Origin of the sequence: Leptolyngbya sp. AN10 (genome assembly GCF_050565645.1) — a bacterium.
GTDB lineage: Bacteria > Cyanobacteriota > Cyanobacteriia > Leptolyngbyales > Leptolyngbyaceae > Leptolyngbya.
On record NZ_JBNXVP010000079.1, the window covers coordinates 1 to 15,862 of the forward strand.

14 protein-coding genes and 1 pseudogene are annotated in these 15,862 nt (G+C 47.1%); 8 read left to right on the top strand and 7 right to left on the bottom strand.

Features of this window, described 5'->3' with window-relative positions:
* Window positions 1-30: 30 nt before the first annotated feature.
* From ACQ4M5_RS40830 to ACQ4M5_RS40840, 3 genes are all read right to left on the bottom strand, one after another.
* A complete protein-coding gene (locus ACQ4M5_RS40830) occupies window positions 31-306 on the bottom strand; it encodes a hypothetical protein (protein WP_430681527.1) in 276 nt (91 codons plus the stop codon).
* A complete protein-coding gene (locus ACQ4M5_RS40835; RefSeq protein WP_430681528.1) occupies window positions 303-683 on the bottom strand; it encodes a hypothetical protein in 381 nt (126 codons plus the stop codon). Before ACQ4M5_RS40835 ends, ACQ4M5_RS40830 begins: the two co-directional genes overlap by 4 nt.
* Window positions 684-753: 70 nt before the next feature.
* Window positions 754-3,363: a CHAT domain-containing protein gene (locus ACQ4M5_RS40840; protein WP_430681529.1), complete on the bottom strand. Its 2,610-nt coding sequence runs from the start codon at window positions 3,361-3,363 to the stop codon at window positions 754-756.
* Window positions 3,364-3,845: 482 nt separating this feature from the next.
* Between ACQ4M5_RS40840 and ACQ4M5_RS40845 the strand changes: the two genes are divergently transcribed.
* The 5 genes from ACQ4M5_RS40845 (at window position 3,846) to ACQ4M5_RS40865 (ending at window position 9,267) form a co-directional block, all read left to right on the top strand.
* Entirely contained in the window at window positions 3,846-4,445 is a 600-nt protein-coding gene (locus ACQ4M5_RS40845) for a superoxide dismutase (RefSeq protein WP_430681530.1), read from the top strand.
* A gap of 197 nt (window positions 4,446-4,642) precedes the next feature.
* Window positions 4,643-4,849 carry a hypothetical protein gene (locus ACQ4M5_RS40850; RefSeq protein WP_430681531.1) on the top strand — a complete coding sequence of 69 codons (207 nt, stop codon included), beginning with the start codon at window positions 4,643-4,645 and terminating at the stop codon, window positions 4,847-4,849.
* The gene (ppk1, locus tag ACQ4M5_RS40855) at window positions 4,849-7,008 is read left to right on the top strand and encodes a polyphosphate kinase 1 (protein ID WP_430681532.1); all 2,160 of its coding nucleotides are present in this window, start codon (window positions 4,849-4,851) and stop codon (window positions 7,006-7,008) included. Before ACQ4M5_RS40850 ends, ppk1 begins: the two co-directional genes overlap by 1 nt.
* Window positions 7,009-7,678: 670 nt before the next feature.
* A complete protein-coding gene (locus ACQ4M5_RS40860; protein WP_430681533.1) occupies window positions 7,679-8,668 on the top strand; it encodes a sigma-70 family RNA polymerase sigma factor in 990 nt (329 codons plus the stop codon).
* 143 nt (window positions 8,669-8,811) lie between these two features.
* Entirely contained in the window at window positions 8,812-9,267 is a 456-nt protein-coding gene (locus ACQ4M5_RS40865; RefSeq protein ID WP_430681534.1) for a response regulator, read from the top strand.
* Here ACQ4M5_RS40865 and ACQ4M5_RS40870 read toward each other — a convergent pair.
* Entirely contained in the window at window positions 9,232-9,636 is a 405-nt protein-coding gene (locus ACQ4M5_RS40870) for a hypothetical protein (protein WP_430681535.1), read from the bottom strand. The two genes, ACQ4M5_RS40865 and ACQ4M5_RS40870, sit on opposite strands and share 36 nt — an antisense overlap.
* 27 nt (window positions 9,637-9,663) lie before the next feature.
* On the opposite strand from ACQ4M5_RS40870, the gene ACQ4M5_RS40875 reads away from it, so the two are divergent.
* Window positions 9,664-9,954: a YkvA family protein gene (locus ACQ4M5_RS40875; RefSeq protein ID WP_430681536.1), complete on the top strand. Its 291-nt coding sequence runs from the start codon at window positions 9,664-9,666 to the stop codon at window positions 9,952-9,954.
* 74 nt (window positions 9,955-10,028) lie between these two features.
* On the opposite strand, the gene ACQ4M5_RS40880 is transcribed toward ACQ4M5_RS40875, so the two are convergent.
* Window positions 10,029-11,996, bottom strand: coding sequence for an FHA domain-containing protein (locus ACQ4M5_RS40880; RefSeq protein ID WP_430681537.1), 1,968 nt, complete (start codon window positions 11,994-11,996; stop codon window positions 10,029-10,031).
* A 3-nt stretch (window positions 11,997-11,999) separates the two neighbouring features.
* On the bottom strand, window positions 12,000-12,524 hold the full coding sequence (locus ACQ4M5_RS40885) for an FHA domain-containing protein (RefSeq protein ID WP_430681538.1): 525 nt from the start codon (window positions 12,522-12,524) through the stop codon (window positions 12,000-12,002).
* 371 nt (window positions 12,525-12,895) lie between these two features.
* On the opposite strand from ACQ4M5_RS40885, the gene ACQ4M5_RS40890 reads away from it, so the two are divergent.
* On the top strand, window positions 12,896-14,275 hold the full coding sequence (locus tag ACQ4M5_RS40890; RefSeq protein ID WP_430681539.1) for a PP2C family protein-serine/threonine phosphatase: 1,380 nt from the start codon (window positions 12,896-12,898) through the stop codon (window positions 14,273-14,275).
* Entirely contained in the window at window positions 14,272-15,807 is a 1,536-nt protein-coding gene (locus tag ACQ4M5_RS40895) for a protein kinase domain-containing protein (RefSeq protein WP_430681540.1), read from the top strand. The genes ACQ4M5_RS40890 and ACQ4M5_RS40895 overlap by 4 nt, the downstream gene beginning before the upstream one ends.
* On the opposite strand, the pseudogene ACQ4M5_RS40900 reads toward ACQ4M5_RS40895, so the two are convergent.
* A pseudogene (locus ACQ4M5_RS40900) lies at window positions 15,758-15,862 on the bottom strand (IS5/IS1182 family transposase); the annotation flags it as partial. The gene ACQ4M5_RS40895 and the pseudogene ACQ4M5_RS40900 overlap by 50 nt on opposite strands.

The window sequence follows — 15,862 nt, forward strand, 5'->3', positions numbered from 1 at the left end:
GCGCAATGCTCGCACGTAAAGCGCAATGCTCTACACCAGACGCGCAGCAATCGCTGCGCTGGTTTCTTTGCGCTCATCGATACAAAGTTTCTCTGGCTTGCCTAACCCGCAACTTGGGTTAATAGTTGGAGCATCAACCGCCACAATCGCGGAATCAGGAGCATATCGATCGACCCAAGAGAGAACTTCATCGATCGAGCTTTCCCGCCGCAGATCTTGTAGCGTTAACACTCCATGATCAAGCTCCAAACAACACAAACCACTGGGATTTGAACTCCAGCCTAGATCAATTCCTAGACATCTCACGATCGATTCTCTTCAGTTCTCAACCGTTCGATTTCTGCCCGAATTGCTGCTAATTGTGCGGTTAGCTCTTGCAATTCAAGCTGAACCTCTGGAGGAGGAGTTTGAACCGTCGTTGCAGTCGTCGTCACCGTTGTACCAGAATTCATCTCACCGCGACGTTGAGCAATGAACTGATCCACATAAGTTCGAGCTTCTTGCTCAGTCACTTCACCTTTTTCCGCCCATTCGCGAGTGAGTTGATCGAGTTCAACTTTGATTTTGTGCAGATTCGATTCTCGCTTCTGAGGATCTTGGAGAATTTCAACCAAAGCAGCAGTGGCTCCGAGCGTCACGCGAAAGCTTTTTTGTAAGATGCGAACAACAGTATCAGAATTCATAAATTCAGCCTGTGCAACTCAATAACTCGATTCTACTCTATGCAACTTTGGCAACCGCAACTTTGCAGTATTACTTGACGGCGAGTAAGGCTCTCCAGTCTGCGATCGCGCGTTCATTCCAATACCAGTTTTTGCTCAAGTCATCGATTTGAAAGCCTTTGCTTTCCAACACTTGGGTGCGGAGTGCGATCGCTTGTTGTCGAAGTTGGTTTCGCTGGTTGCCCGATCGCGATTGTGCGAGTTTGTTAAAAACTAGAGCTAATCCAGCACGAGCCGTGAGTTCTTCTTGTTTTGCTCCGGTGCTGCGAGCAAGTTGCGCCGCTTCCTGCCAAGTTCTTCTTGCTCGATCGATACTATTTTGGGTGTTTTGAGCGTAGTACACAAATCCCAAAGCGTTGAGCACTTTCGGAGTACGATTCGATTTCAGTGCTTCTTCAAAAAAGCCTTGAGCGTCATTGAGGCTGTAGTTCCCCCGTTTTTGCTGGAGTGCCTGCCACGCAATTCGACCCCGCAAAAAGCTCACCGTCGCATTGTTCACTTTGTCGGGTGGAACGTTTTGAATGGCACTCTCCGCCGCGACCACTTCACCATTGTCTAGAAGTTCCTCGATCGCATCTTGTCCAACTCGCAGATTGCCTTGAGCAAAGCTAGTCGTTGCTGTGGCGACTAAGGTACTCGATCGACTCGCATTCACGCCTGGAGGGGGACCGAGTTGGCTCACAGTGTCGATAAGCTCGTTCGGGGAAGGCGTAGTCGAAGCTTTCCAAGTTGAAAAACCCCAGACTCCTAAAACGGCAGCCACCGCAGTTCCGAGAATTCCTGCTGCTAACCAAGGACGACGGCGAGAAGAAGCCGCTCTTTTACGATCGCCGAAGATACGTTCGGTGACAGGTTCTTCGAGTCTGACTTCCTCGACGTGCAAATTCGGTGCGATCGCTGGCTCTTGAGGTTGAACTGAAGTTTGAACGGGCGTGAGATTGTGAGCCGTTTCTAGTCGATGAAGATTACGACGAGCTTGACTCAGACTCGGTTCATACTGCAAAGCCATTTTATAAGCAACAATCGCTTCGTTCGGACTGCCCAGATTTTCTAGAGCGCTGCCCATTTCACTAAAAGCTTCAGCACATTGGGGATCAAGCTCGATCGCTCGACTATACGCCACGATCGCTCCATTAAAATCCTGATTCTGCGATCGCAATCTCCCCACAGTCAAACAATCTTCTGCGGTCTGTAGCTGAGTTTCGTCGGTATTGGCGGTAATCGGCTCGAAGAATTGTCCAACATCTGGCTTTGATTTCGAGAAGGGATTATCTTCGGGATCGCGAATCTCTTGCAGCATTTCGAGGATGGCTTGTCGATCGCTATCTTCGGGATCTTCAAATTCCAGATCGGGAAATAATGCCGCTGCTTCTTCGAGGGCAAGCGGATCATCGGTGATGATATCGGGATCGATCGCAAAACTTGAGAGTGCAAGCTGGGGATCGCTCAACGAGTAATTCGATTCGGGAAGCGCGGTTGGTTGCAGATAGCCATCAAAATCGGGATGCAGATAAAGAATCGGCAATGCCCAATACAATTGATTCGAGCCGTAGGAAGAGAGTAAGCCTTGACGTGCTCGACTTAGACTTAAATCGATCGGGTATCGTTGCTTAAGATTGCGATAAAACAATCGGCTCAATGTTAATGCCACATCATCGGGAATTCGTTCTGCCATCGCTAAGACAGCCGGAATTCCTCGCTTCAAAAGTGCATCGGTGAGATTGCTGGATTCAGTTTCATCTGTAGGATCAGCAGTCGCGGTATAGACTCCTCGGCAAGAATTGAAGACTGCCATTCTTACGCCGTTATTCACCAGCAGTCCAGCGAGATCATCGCCGCTGAGGACTTCAGTTAATCCGGTACGATCGCTCACTAGATACAAATCGCCACCAGATAGACCTAAATTGCTGTGTCCGGCATAGTGTAAGACTTGATAGTGTCCTTGTTCTAATTCCTGAGTTAACTGCTCTCGTCCCGGCTGATCCAAAATCGTCAGATCAATCTTGCCGTCTGACTGTCCATCTCTTAATAATTCATCTCGTAAATGATTCGCTTCCCGTCTCAGTTCAAGCACTTCCTGATCCGTGGGGGCAGCTAACACCATTAATATTCTCAACGGCTGGGATGGATCAAGCTCGATCGCAGGTCGATGAGGCTGCAAGATCGTACCCATTGGCGCAAAATTCGCTTGATAGCGCGAGAATACGACATCGGTTCCAGTTGCCAATGGACGCGCTCCCGCATAAAGCACTTCCCAGGGCAAACGAGGTAAGCGATCGCCTTTTAATCCCAACCGCAGCCGTAATCCTTCACGCCGATTTTGAGCGATTCCCTGAGCCGTCATCCAGCTATCTCGAATCGTGCCTTGAAACAGCGCATTGTAGAGTTTCTGTCCCAATTCCACTAAGTTCGGAGAAAGCGCATCGCCGCCCGCTGTCGAAGAACCGAGCGATCGCATCCTGCCGCGTAAAATTCCCAAAAGTGGATCGTGCATCAGTTGGCGGGCTTGTTCGAGCCATTCTTCGACGTGCCAAGTGACAAGTTCTTCCGCTAAAGGAACTCCTGGCGAGACTCGCTCTGTTCTCACCCAATACTCATCACCACGTACAGGCGTGACGGAAATAAAGAACTCTTGATCCACTGAACACCCTCCAAAAACCTGACTCGCTGCACTCCCCACCCAAATCGATTCGCACCTTTTTCTATTACCGCCACCGATCTAGATCGGTCAGGGAAAAACGGCAATCGATTGCCCGTCTAATAGCATTACAAATTTTTGCCTCGATCGACCATGCAAAACCGATTCAAAGCTAGGAGTTGAGACGTAATGACCTTCATGGATCGACGCATTCTTTACTCAAAAGTTACGCAAAGTTCAAGAAAACTTTGTCATAGCTTTAAGTATTCCCACTCAGACCATCCGGAGTACCAGCGTATTTCTCAGCAAAAGGGAATGGTAGATGCACCCTGATTTATCGCCTCCGTTCATGCCTAGTGAACGGAGGTTTTTTGTTTGGTTCTTTGTTTGCGTGAATGCGCCATCCCTTTTGAGATAGAATTTTCTCGGTTAAGTTATGTTTCTGCCAATCGCTTAACAGACACACCATAGAGAGGATTGAACACATGGCATTTACACAAGCGCCCTTACCTTTTGCGAAAGATGCCCTTGAATCGTATGGCATGAAGGCGGAAACGTTCGATTACCATTACGGCAAGCATCACGCTGCTTACGTTGCCAACTTAAACAAGCTGGTCGAAGGCACTGGGATGGAAAATCTGGCACTGGAAGACGTGATCAAACAGTCGTATGGAGATTCATCCAAAACTGGAATTTTCAACAATGCGGCACAAGTTTGGAACCATACTTTCTTTTGGAACTCGCTCAAAGCGGGTGGCGGTGGTGCACCGAGTGGAGAATTAGCAGCGAAGATTGATGCGGCTTTCGGAAGCCTCGACAAGTTCAAAGAAGAATTCAGTAATGCAGCCGCCACTCAGTTTGGTAGCGGTTGGGCGTGGCTTGTCGATGATGGCGGTACGCTGAAGGTGACAAAAACCCCGAATGCGGAAAATCCGCTGGTTCATGGTCAAAAACCCCTGTTGACGCTGGATGTTTGGGAACACGCTTACTATCTGGATTTCCAAAATGCTCGTCCAGCATTTATCAAGAACTTCTTGGATAATCTGGTGAATTGGGATTTTGTGGCTCAGAATTTAGCCGCATAACTTCCGAACATTTGATCAATCAATTGAATTGGGTGAGGTAGAGAACTGCCTCACTTTTTTTGTGTTCGCGAGATTACAAACCTTGTGTCGGCTAGATTACACGCATCTGAAAAATAACAGAAATCTTTAGTCGATCGCGTCACAATGCCGCAAATAACGCAACAATAAAACTAACCCACGGACTTTAATATCACTCGATGAATAGCAACGAACTCGCAAAATATTTAGAACAAACCGATAGTGTGACCAAGCCCTGGCTGTTGGCTCAATTAAGAGTGTTGAAATTAAATGAACAGCGATCGACACTTTCTCCAGCCGAATATGAAAAACGACTTGCCGATATCCATCAGGATGTGATGAACTTGGGTGAATGGTGGATTGGCATTGAAGATGAGGTGTTCTAATGCGACGACGGAAACCTGCACCCGTGGAAACAAATTTGAGCGATCCGCAGTACTATTTCAATCGCGAACTCAGTTGGATTGAGTTTAATTGTCGAGTGCTGCATGAAGCATTCGATCCGCGTACTCCTTTGATTGAACGCCTGAAGTTTCTTGCGATCTTTAGCTCGAATCTGGATGAATATTTCATGGTGCGGGTGGCAGCACTCAAGGAGCAAGTTGAAGCGAAAGTCAGTAAGCTTAGTCCGGATGGTCGCACTCCTCAAGAACAAGTGCGCTTGATCAATGAACGATTGCGTCCGTTAGTTGCAAAACAACATCGACACTTTGAAGAGGCAGTGCGTCCTCAGTTGGCTTCTCAAGGAGTCTACTTGCTGGACTATATTGATTTAAACCAAGAACAACGATCGTATTTGCGTGATTATTTTGAAGCGCAAGTCTTTCCGGTTCTGACTCCACTGGCGATCGATCCTGGACACCCATTTCCTTATATTTCTAATCTCAGCCTGAACTTAGCAGTAGTGATTAAAGATAGTGTCACCGATGAGGATCTATTCGCACGGGTGAAAGTTCCGAAAGTTCTACCAAGATTCATTGAGCTACCGATTAATACTCAAGATTTGCCAACTCCGATCGCCAAAAGTCGTGCTCCCGTCTGGGCAGGTGTTCCACTCGAACAAGTGATCGCGCACAATCTTGAAGTCCTATTTCCGGGAATGAATATTCAGGAGTATCACCCGTTTCGAGTCACGCGCAATGGCGATTTAGAAGTGGAAGAAGACGAAGCAGCGGATTTGATGTCTGCGATCGAAGAAGAACTGAAAAAACGTCGAGTCGGTGGCTCTGTGGTTCGCGTCGAAATCAATTCATCCATGCCAGAACATGTTCGATCGATGTTGGTCGAAGAGATGGAAGTCAAGCCTGAAGATGTCTATGAGATTGATGGATTGTTGTGCTTGAAGGATCTGTTTACGCTTACAGGCTTGCCGTTACCCGACTTGAAAGATCCACCTTGGAGTCCTGTGACGCATCCAAAGCTGAGACGAGTTGCGGAAGTTCCCGTGACCGAGGCATTAACGCATGATGAGAACTTTTTCTCGGTGGTTCGTCGTCATGAGCTTTTAGTGCATCATCCTTATCATTCATTTTCACGCAGTGTGCAGCGATTTATCGAGGAAGCTGCATATGATCCGAATGTTCTTGCCATTAAGATGACGCTGTATCGAACATCGGGAGATTCGCCGATCGTTCAAGCTCTGATCGCTGCGGCAGAAAATGGAATCCAAGTCGCTGCACTCGTGGAGTTGAAAGCTCGATTTGATGAAGAGAACAATATTAACTGGGCGAAGAAGTTAGAGAATGCAGGCGTTCACGTCGTTTATGGGTTAGTCGGACTCAAGACACATACCAAATTAGTGTTAGTCGTGCGCCGCGAAGAAGGACGTATCCGAAGATACGTGCATATTGGCACAGGAAACTACAATCCAAAGACAGCACGACTTTACACCGATTTAGGCATCTTTAGCAGTCGGGAAGAATTGGGAGCCGATTTAACCGATTTGTTTAACTATCTCACCGGATATTCTCGTCAACAGTCTTATCGGAAATTGCTCGTGGCTCCGGTGAATCTGCGCGATCGTATGTTGAGCTTTATCGATCGAGAAGTTGAACTTCAGCGCAATGGTGGACAGGGGCGCATTGTTGCCAAGATGAATGCTCTCGTCGATCCAAAACTGATCACAGCCCTCTATGAAGCTTCTCAAGCGGGAGTGCAGATTGATCTGATTATTCGGGGCATTTGTTGTTTGCGTCCAGGCTTAAAGGACATTAGCGAAAACATTCGAGTGATTAGCATTGTGGGACGCTTTCTCGAACATGCTCGGATTTTCTTCTTCAACAATGGCGGCGAATCCGAAGTTTATATCGGGAGTGCAGATTGGATGCCCCGAAACCTCGATCGACGAGTTGAAGCGGTGGTGCTAGTCGAAGAACCGAACATCGCTCAAGACTTGCAAGAGATTTTGGGGATTATGTTGGCGGACAATCGACATGCTTGGGAATTACACCCTGATGGCAAGTATGTGCAGAGACAACCGCAAGGCGACCAACCTGAACAGAGTTCGCAGCGAATCTTTATGGAGATGGCACAACAGCAGGGTTGAATGCGGGATTGCAATCACTGAGAGAGGCGAGTGTTTTGGCATTCGTCTCTTTTTTGTGCATTCTTGGATGGAATAAATCAAATTAGAAACTTATTGTCCCTATACATCGAGTTAGCGCAACATCTGACGCACTGATCGTTCAAACCGCAATTCATTTGTCAAAAACATTGAACAACGCAACCTTTTCTTTCACATCTCCAATCTAATCCTCAACTTATTGAGCCATTTTTTGTATTAGCGGCTACTCTACAAAAGATAAACTGCTGGAGTTTCAGTTGAATTGATCAGGTTTTCTTAGCGGTCTACGCAATATTTCGGAGAAACGATCAAGATTTCAAATCGCTGCAAAAATCTACTGCAATTCCCCGGATCTCGTTTCTAAAATGAGTTAATCTAAGCATACAACTCAGTAGAATTTCGAGATCGTTACTTAAGCGAAAACCGATAACTATACCGCTTTAGCCCCGTATTCCTGCTTCCGTGAGCCTACTGAATTACAGCGAAAAAACGGACGTATTTCAATTCATAAACTAAGTCTTGATAAACCTCATAAAAACCAATCAAAAAACATCAGAAACGATGCAACAAATCCGAACATTTCGATTACAGTAAGTTGCAGTTGAAGAAACGACGTTAACAAGAACTGAAGACCCTCTAACGTAATTCAAAAATGGCAACCAAATTACCCACAGATTCCTTTCCGATCGATGCTGTTGTAACTGAAGGCGACATCGATCTTTCTGAACTCGAATCACTCGAAACTGAGGATCTGACTCCCGAAGGTTTAGCGAAGTCATTCAAAGGGAAGACGAGCGAATACCTTGGACTTTCTGATGATTCGGTTGGAATGTTCTTGAGAGAAATGGCAAGGTATCCGCTTCTCACTCAAGCACAAGAGATTGAGTTAGCACGTGAGATTGCGAAAGGTGGAGTTGCTGGAGAACGAGCAAAACGAAAATTAGTTCGCGCTAACTTACGATTAGTCGTGTCGATCGCGAAAAAGTATTTAAACCGAGGGGTTCCGTTCTTAGATTTGATTCAAGAAGGGGCGATGGGCTTGATGAGAGCCGCTGAAAAGTTCGATTACGAACGGGGGTATAAGTTCTCAACTTACGCTTACTGGTGGATTCGTCAAGGGATTACGAGAGCGATCGCATCTCAGTCGAGAACGGTTCGTCTCCCGGTTCACATGGTTGAAAAGCTCAATCAAGTCCGTAAAGTGCGTCAAATGCTGTCTCAAGAACTCGGTCGCAAGCCGACGAAGCAAGAGTTAGCGGGAGCGCTCGATATGGAAGAAGATAAGTTAGAGCAGGTTCTAGACGTGAGCCAGCGAACTTTATCACTCCATGCTTGGGTCGGACGCGATGAAGATACTGAACTGATGCAACTGATCGAAGATGCGGATAATGTTGCACCAAACGATAACTTGGATCATAGATTGCTGATCGATCGACTCAATTCCGTATTGGATCATTTAAGCGATCGAGAGCGAGAAATTATCAAGCTGCGATTTGGTTTAACCGATGGTCAGCACTATACCTTGAGTGAGATTGGGCAGATTTATGATTTGTCGCGGGAACGAGTGCGGCAAATTCAAGCGAAAGCGATGCGAAAATTGCGTCACCCCCGTCGGCAAGCGCTACTGAAAGATTGGATGTAATTAAAGTCTGTCGGTTGCTGTCAGCGATTCGCCCTTTGATGGGATGGATCGCTGATTTTTTTCTCGCTGCATCCAACCTTTACAAATCCCAATTTCTCAGTAAAATTCCTTCGGTTAATCCCTGCGGTAGAGGACTACTAAATGTGCAGATCGCTACACTCTTGATCACATTGAACCATTCTGCCCATCCCATGCTGTCTAGTGAGTGCAAAGTGTTGCGTGTTTTAATTGTCGATGACCACGAATTGACCCGCTTTAGCCTGAAATTGGCGCTCCAACGTCAGGAAGGGATCGAATTGGTGGGTCTTGCCTCCAATGGGCGCGAAGCCGTTGAAATGGCGGATCGTCATTGTCCAGATGTCATCGTTCTGGATTTGCAAATGCCTGTGATGGATGGGCTAAGTGCATCAACGCAGATTAAGAGCGTTCACCCGCAGATTAAGATTTTGGCGTACTCTTCTCTGGAAGATCCGCAAACTGAAGTGATGCTGCAAACGGCGAAGGTAGACGCTTTTTGTAAAAAGGAAACCGCTGTACAGGATCTTATCGCGATCGTCAACCAGCTAGGGAAAGAATCCGATTCTCGTCGTAGTAGCTAGGCAGCAATCTATTAGCGAAAGATCGCACCGGGAAGCGATCGCACTCGTCAAAGGCGCAGTTAAGTTCAATTGCTGAGTTGCTTTAATGAGGATAAATAAGCCTGAGAACATGATTAACAAGTTCCGATCGATCGTTTGACTATCGATCGTATCCCAAGCTTGTTGTAGCGTTAAAACTTTGAGTGCAATGAGCAATCCAGCACTCACTAGCGCGATCGAGGCGCGAGTCATTCGCAGCCCTGGAAGGTAGCCAAGTGCTAGACCTAAGTATGCGATCGTAATCACAGCGTATTCTACCCGAATGACGGTTTCTCCCCCTTCTTCAGACAGTTTTCCCCCCAAGACAGTCCTTTTAGGATCTGAGATCATAAAAGCATGAGTGAAGGAAACAAACCTATGAAGCTTCCATTTTACGACTGGTATCGCAATCTCGTTCGCAACTCTAAATACCGTTGGCTGATCATCGCAGGTACGTTTCTCTACCTGTTTAGCCCGATCGACCTTTTACCGGATATGATCCCACTGATCGGACAGATTGATGATACGGTGCTGTTGGGTCTTCTGGTCGCTGAAGTATCTTCGATGCTAATGGATCGCTTGAAAGCACAGAAGGATATGACGACTGCAACCGTGAATGGAAAGCCTGCTCAGGATGCGGTCGAGGTTGAAGCGACGACGGTTAAATAGTTTTGATGCAATTGAATGAAATTGTGAGAGGCGCGAGGAATTGCGTCTCTTTTGCTGTCTGATGGAGTTTAGATCTAAGGGGCTTGATTTTGTACCCAGCGCATCCATTGTTCAAACGATCGCATTCCATTCAACCCTTTTAACCCCGAAACATGCGCTGACTGCAAATCATCCACAGCAACGATCGCTGCATATTGAAGCCCTAAAAAGCTATCTACTGCTGCATAAGGTCCTCCAAGTGTCATAGCTCCCGCTGCATACATTCGTGCTGTCCCATTTCTCATCCCATTAATTTCAAACGCATTGCTTACAGAAAGCCGCTGAGTGGGATTGAGTTCGAGTTTGTAGCGCAGCACTAGATCTTTGAGCAATGGACTAAATTGAATTTCATTGGTTAGACCTGTAGCATCAATCAGAAAATCCGCTTTAATCATTTGCTCATTCGTAATCCGTCCTTCTGCTTTCTCTAACGTATCGATTCGGAGATGGTCTCCTTCACGCTGTAAATCTTTGATCTCACCAAACAGAATGCGATACCAACCCGATCGAATTCCTTGATCAATCATCTCTTGCCAATCTCGTCGATCGGCAGTCGTTGTTCCACCCCAATCACTCAGGAGCCGCTTGCGTTCTTCTGGAGTAGCGTTTTCTAATTTCTCTCTCAACTCGCCACCCCAACAGGCTTTGGGCCAATTGAACGGCTGGAGTTCCTGATGATTTTTCACGACTCGTTGAGAAGTCTCATAGCGATGTCCTTGTGGCACAGGCGATCGGATCATGTGAATCAGTTGAATCTTGCAGCCTTCCTGCTGTCGCATCTCATAAACTCGCTGAATGATCCGAGAAGCAACAATGCCACGACCTTGCAAAATAACAACGCCACCTCCGCGACTTCTAAGCTGCTGATAGACGTGTTGGTGATCTTCATAAGCATTCACTACCAAGCGATCGTGAAATGCTTCTTTGGTTTTCTCCCGATAAGCGGTTACTAATGGAAGGTAACGCAGAGCAGGATAACCAATAGCAACATGAACATATCGTGCAACTAGATAGCGATAGTCCGAGCCTCGAACACTACTGCGAGAATAAGCAATCACATAGCGATCGTCAGTTGTTTTGCGAATGGCTCGAATATCTCCATAACGGAACATCTGCTGCCATCCGATCCGGCGAGTTTCTCGATCGATAGAATCAAACACTCGTCCCGATCGCGGTGTGTAAGTTTCGATTCCTGTTGGTTCTGCAAAGACTTGCCACAGTAGTTTTAGTGCATGACCCATCTCACCTTTACTAAAATCTGTCCAAGCTTCTCTTAGTGCATAGCTAGGAAACCCCCAAATGTTATCTGGACACGAATCAGAGTTCGATCGTAGTCTTTCATGAGCAGGAATTTGAGAGAATTCGCACAGTTGCTTATAGTTCCAGTACGGTTTCTGATTTGCATCGGGGCGAATGTTGCCTGATTCATCAAACTGAACTTTACCCAGCACTCGAATTTGATCGGCGCGAATTCCAGAGAGTCTTAGTAAGTTAGCCCAGATATAGCTTCCTAAACCCCCACCTAGCGCAGCAAAATCAATTTGCTCGATCTCTTTACCTTCACGAGCTAAATCAGACAGAGAAACGCGATCGCTTTCAATAAACCAAGCAGGTGGAAAGCTCGATTGGGGTCGAACAGGAGGCGAAGGAGCTACCGTGCTCACTCGCGAAGGAAACTGAGTTCGCAATACAGTGATCTGAAAGGGTCCTACTTGCAACACGTCACCGTCTGCTAAAGTTGCAGTCTGACAACTATGACCATTGACTAAAATGCCATTACTGCTTCGTCGATCGCTGACAATCAATTCTCGATCTTTCCATTCGATCAAGGCATGAAAGCGGGACACTTGCAGACTATTAAGAATCACGTGCTGTCGTTCTGGAATCCCTTCAGCCGCGATCGTTTCAGGACTGCGACCGATCGCGATCGGGGTAATCGCGACGATTTCTTGGTCGGCTTCAGTCACCGGGTCGTTCCAAAACAGCGTAACAGTAACAGGCATAAGTTAATGATTTTGGGGAAGGTACACAGAAGCTCCATGCAGCGGAAAGCCATCATTCGGACAGCGACCGTTTAACTGTCCGTACTCTTCGTAGGTGTAGCCCGTGTGACAATGCGGACATACAAGCGGCTTCGTATCAGATTTTGGAGACTCTGGAAGTGGAGTAGGTGGAACGGTCACTGCGTTTGGAACCAGTACTGCAATGACAAATTCTCGCTTTCCAAGCTGTAAAACTCCATTTTTATCAATCGCAACCGGAGCATCGTAAATCACTTGACCGTAGAGCTTTGGAGGATTGCTTGCGCCCTTTAAATTGTGGAGAAAAAAGCGATCGCGATCCGGATCAAAATAGATTTCGACGTGTAATTTAGAAACCGACAAATCTTCTGGAGTGACCGACGGCAAGACTAAATCACAAGTTAAGGGATCTCGTCCAATACGGAACCGATTCGCAGCGATTCCAGGCTGATTCGATCGAATCACTCGACTTTGAGTTCCGCTATTCCAGGTGAGAACCAGCTCTTTCATTGTGATCCAATTAATGCGTTTCTTTCATCGTGAATCTGAATCCCGTTTGTAGATTGCAGATTCCGGACAAGATTATTCTATCGGTGTTCGTTATTCTACTGGTAGGTTTATGAAGAGCGATCGACTGAATAACATTATTTAATTAATGGTGCTTTTGTATCCTGAATCCACCAGTGCAGAAAACTTAACATTCGTCGGTTTTTAATCCAAAAGAATCCGTAGAATAGCTGGTAGAGTTTGAATATCTACTCACGCTTTGTTTTAACTCTGCAAGCATCCGAATTTAGCGAGGCGCGTTCTGTCATTGATTGACGATTCAGCGCTGCTGTTGTTTGAACTTACAACCCATGTTGAATTCCAAAAGTCAGCGTATGAAGAGTCCCAACTATTACGCTCGTACCGAAACTAATCAACGAGAAAACAATGAAGATTGCTTTAACGGGTTCTTGATCGAGGATCAAGGGGGACAAGTCCCGGTTTTGGTGATTGCGGATGGCATGGGCGGGCACGAACATGGCGAAGATGTTAGCCGTCAAGCGGTGCTAAAAGTCGAAGATTTTCTAAAGAAAACGATTCAGCAAATTGCAGCTCAATCTGATCCCGTCAAATACTTAAAACACTGTTTGCTGAATGCGATCGCGAGTGCGAATGAGCTAGTTCAACGCATGGTCAGCGTTAATGGCTGGGATCGGGCGGGATCAACGATCGTGATTGCGATCGTTTGGCAGAACAAAGTGATTGCTGCAAACTTAGGCGATAGTCCTTTATTTCACTGGAGTCAGAAGACGGGCGAACTCGATCGAGTGACTCAAGATCATTCGGTTCCAGGCATTCTCGCTCAAGCTAAATTGATTACTGAAGAGATGGCGAGGTATCACGAAAGACGCGGACAGTTAGAGTTTTTCTTGGGTAGCAAAACTTTACCGCAGCCTGATCCCATCTACGAGCGAACTTTGGAGCCGGGTGATCTTTTACTCATGTGTTCAGATGGAATTAGCGGCTCACTCAGTCGAGAGCAGGTTCGAGCAATATTGGCGGATTCCACGATCGATTTACCCGATAAAGCCGAGCAATTGATCCAAGCAGCACGAGACGAAGGAGAAACCGACAATCAAACAGTGATCCTATGGCGGTATAAAGTTCCCTCGCAAACGACTTCAACTCTTAAGCTTGCTGCGCCAACTGCCTTACAACCTCGAACTCAGCCGACTTTAATTCAATCTTCTGTCAGTGCTCAGTCACCCTCATCCCCTCGATCGCGACGCAAGCGATCGATATCGCGCAAAGGACTGTTAATACTCGGAGCGATTTCTATCACGATCACGATCTCGCTCGTCTGGTTGCTATTTCAAGCCCTTGGAGCACTGCAAGCACACAGGGCAGGACCGAATCTTCAACCCGCTGCCCAACCAATTCAGCAACAACCGATTCAGCCCAAATCTGTGCCAAAAGTTCAATCGTTTCAAGGCTCTGTGCTTACGACCATAGACGAAAACAATCAAGCGATCGAATGGGGCAACCCCAAGCTCAAGCTGGGGGAGAAAGGCTGTCGATCGAACATTCCAGAAATCGTCGATCGACAAGATATCGTGAGTCAATCTGCTGAGCAGCTAATCACAAAAAGCGAAAGTACTGGGTGCATTCGAGTTTGGAAGCCCAAACTTTCTCAAGGAATCTCACCTCAACCCACAGATCAATTTATCCAATCTGTAGAGGTTCCGATCGTCTCTATTCAAGGTGAACGCGCATGAGATGTCTCAATTGCGGTTTCGACAAGTTGCCGCTCAATTCAGCCCATTGCACAAACTGTGGTGTTCATCTTCCATCGCTGCTACGGGACTGTCTGGAGGCAGGAACTTTACTGCACCATGAAACGTATCGAATCGATTATCCGCTCGGTCGCGGCGGATTTGGCATCACGTATCGCGCCTTTGATATTCACCTCGAACGCTCGGTTGCCATCAAAGAGTTTTACCCGCAAGAACACGCTTTCCGCGAAGGATTAACTGGACGCTTAGTGATTCCGAATACCAAGCAGGATGTGTATCATCGTGGACTCCAGCGATTTTTGCGAGAAGGAACGCTACTAGCAAAGTTAAAACACTCTGGTGTAGTTGATGTTTACAACGCCTTTCAGGAGCGGGATACAGCCTATCTCGTGATGGAACTGATCAAAGGGCGAACATTGCGAGATGAACTAGAAGAACAACCCGGACGGCGACTGAGTGTCGATCGTATTCGCGAAATTATGTCCCAATTGGTGAATGCGCTCACCGTTGTGCATCAGCAAGAGATGTATCACCTCGATATTGCTCCAGATAACGTGCTAGTTTCTTCTGACGGTCGCGTGGTACTGATCGACTTTGGAGCCTCCCGACAGGGCTTAGGAGGAGGAACCACGCAAGCGTTCAAAGAAGCGTATGCGCCTCCTGAAGTGATCGACGGAAAGAATACCGATGCTCGGAGTGATTTATTCGAGTTAGGCATGATGCTGCACGAACTGTTAAGCGGAGAATTGCCGCCTTCGTCCATTTCGCGCCTTCTGAGCTATGCCCATCACGGATCTGAACTTTGGGACCCGATGCAAGTCCCAGAACCTTGGCGCAGCCTGATTAGCAGTGCAATCCGGCTCAATCCTGATGAGCGTCCCAAAGAGGTTCAAGCCTGGTGGAATTCGCTCGATTTTGCCAATCAAGAAACCGTGCTTTCACCCCAGAGAGCGCCAACCCCGCAGCGTCTTCCCACTCCCGTTCCGTTACCCAATCCAACGCCTTCTCCGATTCCGCCCACCGTTGTCATTCCCAATCCAACCCGTCCGCCTACACCCATTCCGATTCCAACGTCCATTCCCGCCCCAATTCCGACTGCTCCAGACTTCATCTCGCCTGCGATCGCATATCCCTCATCTAAGCCGAAATATGCCGGATTTTGGTTGCGATTGGTTGCAGACTTAATCGATCGAACAATTCTCATTCTCGCCAGTGCGATCGTGCTGGCAGCCAATCGCGACCAAGCCACACTCAATCAATATTTTCAAGCGATCACAGTGGTTTACATCTTTCTAGGACTCGTTTATACATCGGTGCTGGAAAGTTCCAGAATGCAGGCAACTTTCGGCAAATATTTAATGGGAATTCAGGTTACAGATAGAAACTGGAGGCGATTAACGTTGCAGCGAGCCTTTGTGCGCGATCTGTGCAAAATTTTTTCTTACATTAGACCTCCTGCACGAATCAAATTGGATGAGCAAGCTCATAGTTCAGCAAGCCTGCGATCAAGTTGAACCGTAGCCCAAATCGCCTGCGACGGTTACGGTAGCGCTCCGATAAGATGCGAAA

Bases quoted from the DNA above. Each gene is read 5' to 3' on its own strand.
- ACQ4M5_RS40845 (WP_430681530.1), top strand. From the start codon at position 3,846: ATGGCATTTACACAAGCGCCCTTACCTTTTGCGAAAGATGCCCTTGAA.
- ACQ4M5_RS40870 (WP_430681535.1), bottom strand. From the start codon at position 9,636: ATGATCTCAGATCCTAAAAGGACTGTCTTGGGGGGAAAACTGTCTGAA.
- ACQ4M5_RS40835 (WP_430681528.1), bottom strand. From the start codon at position 683: ATGAATTCTGATACTGTTGTTCGCATCTTACAAAAAAGCTTTCGCGTG.
- ACQ4M5_RS40850 (WP_430681531.1), top strand. From the start codon at position 4,643: ATGAATAGCAACGAACTCGCAAAATATTTAGAACAAACCGATAGTGTG.
- ACQ4M5_RS40885 (WP_430681538.1), bottom strand. From the start codon at position 12,524: ATGAAAGAGCTGGTTCTCACCTGGAATAGCGGAACTCAAAGTCGAGTG.
- ACQ4M5_RS40860 (WP_430681533.1), top strand. From the start codon at position 7,679: ATGGCAACCAAATTACCCACAGATTCCTTTCCGATCGATGCTGTTGTA.
- ACQ4M5_RS40875 (WP_430681536.1), top strand. From the start codon at position 9,664: ATGAAGCTTCCATTTTACGACTGGTATCGCAATCTCGTTCGCAACTCT.
- ACQ4M5_RS40895 (WP_430681540.1), top strand. From the start codon at position 14,272: ATGAGATGTCTCAATTGCGGTTTCGACAAGTTGCCGCTCAATTCAGCC.
- ACQ4M5_RS40880 (WP_430681537.1), bottom strand. From the start codon at position 11,996: ATGCCTGTTACTGTTACGCTGTTTTGGAACGACCCGGTGACTGAAGCC.
- ppk1 (WP_430681532.1), top strand. From the start codon at position 4,849: ATGCGACGACGGAAACCTGCACCCGTGGAAACAAATTTGAGCGATCCG.
- ACQ4M5_RS40890 (WP_430681539.1), top strand. From the start codon at position 12,896: ATGAAGAGTCCCAACTATTACGCTCGTACCGAAACTAATCAACGAGAA.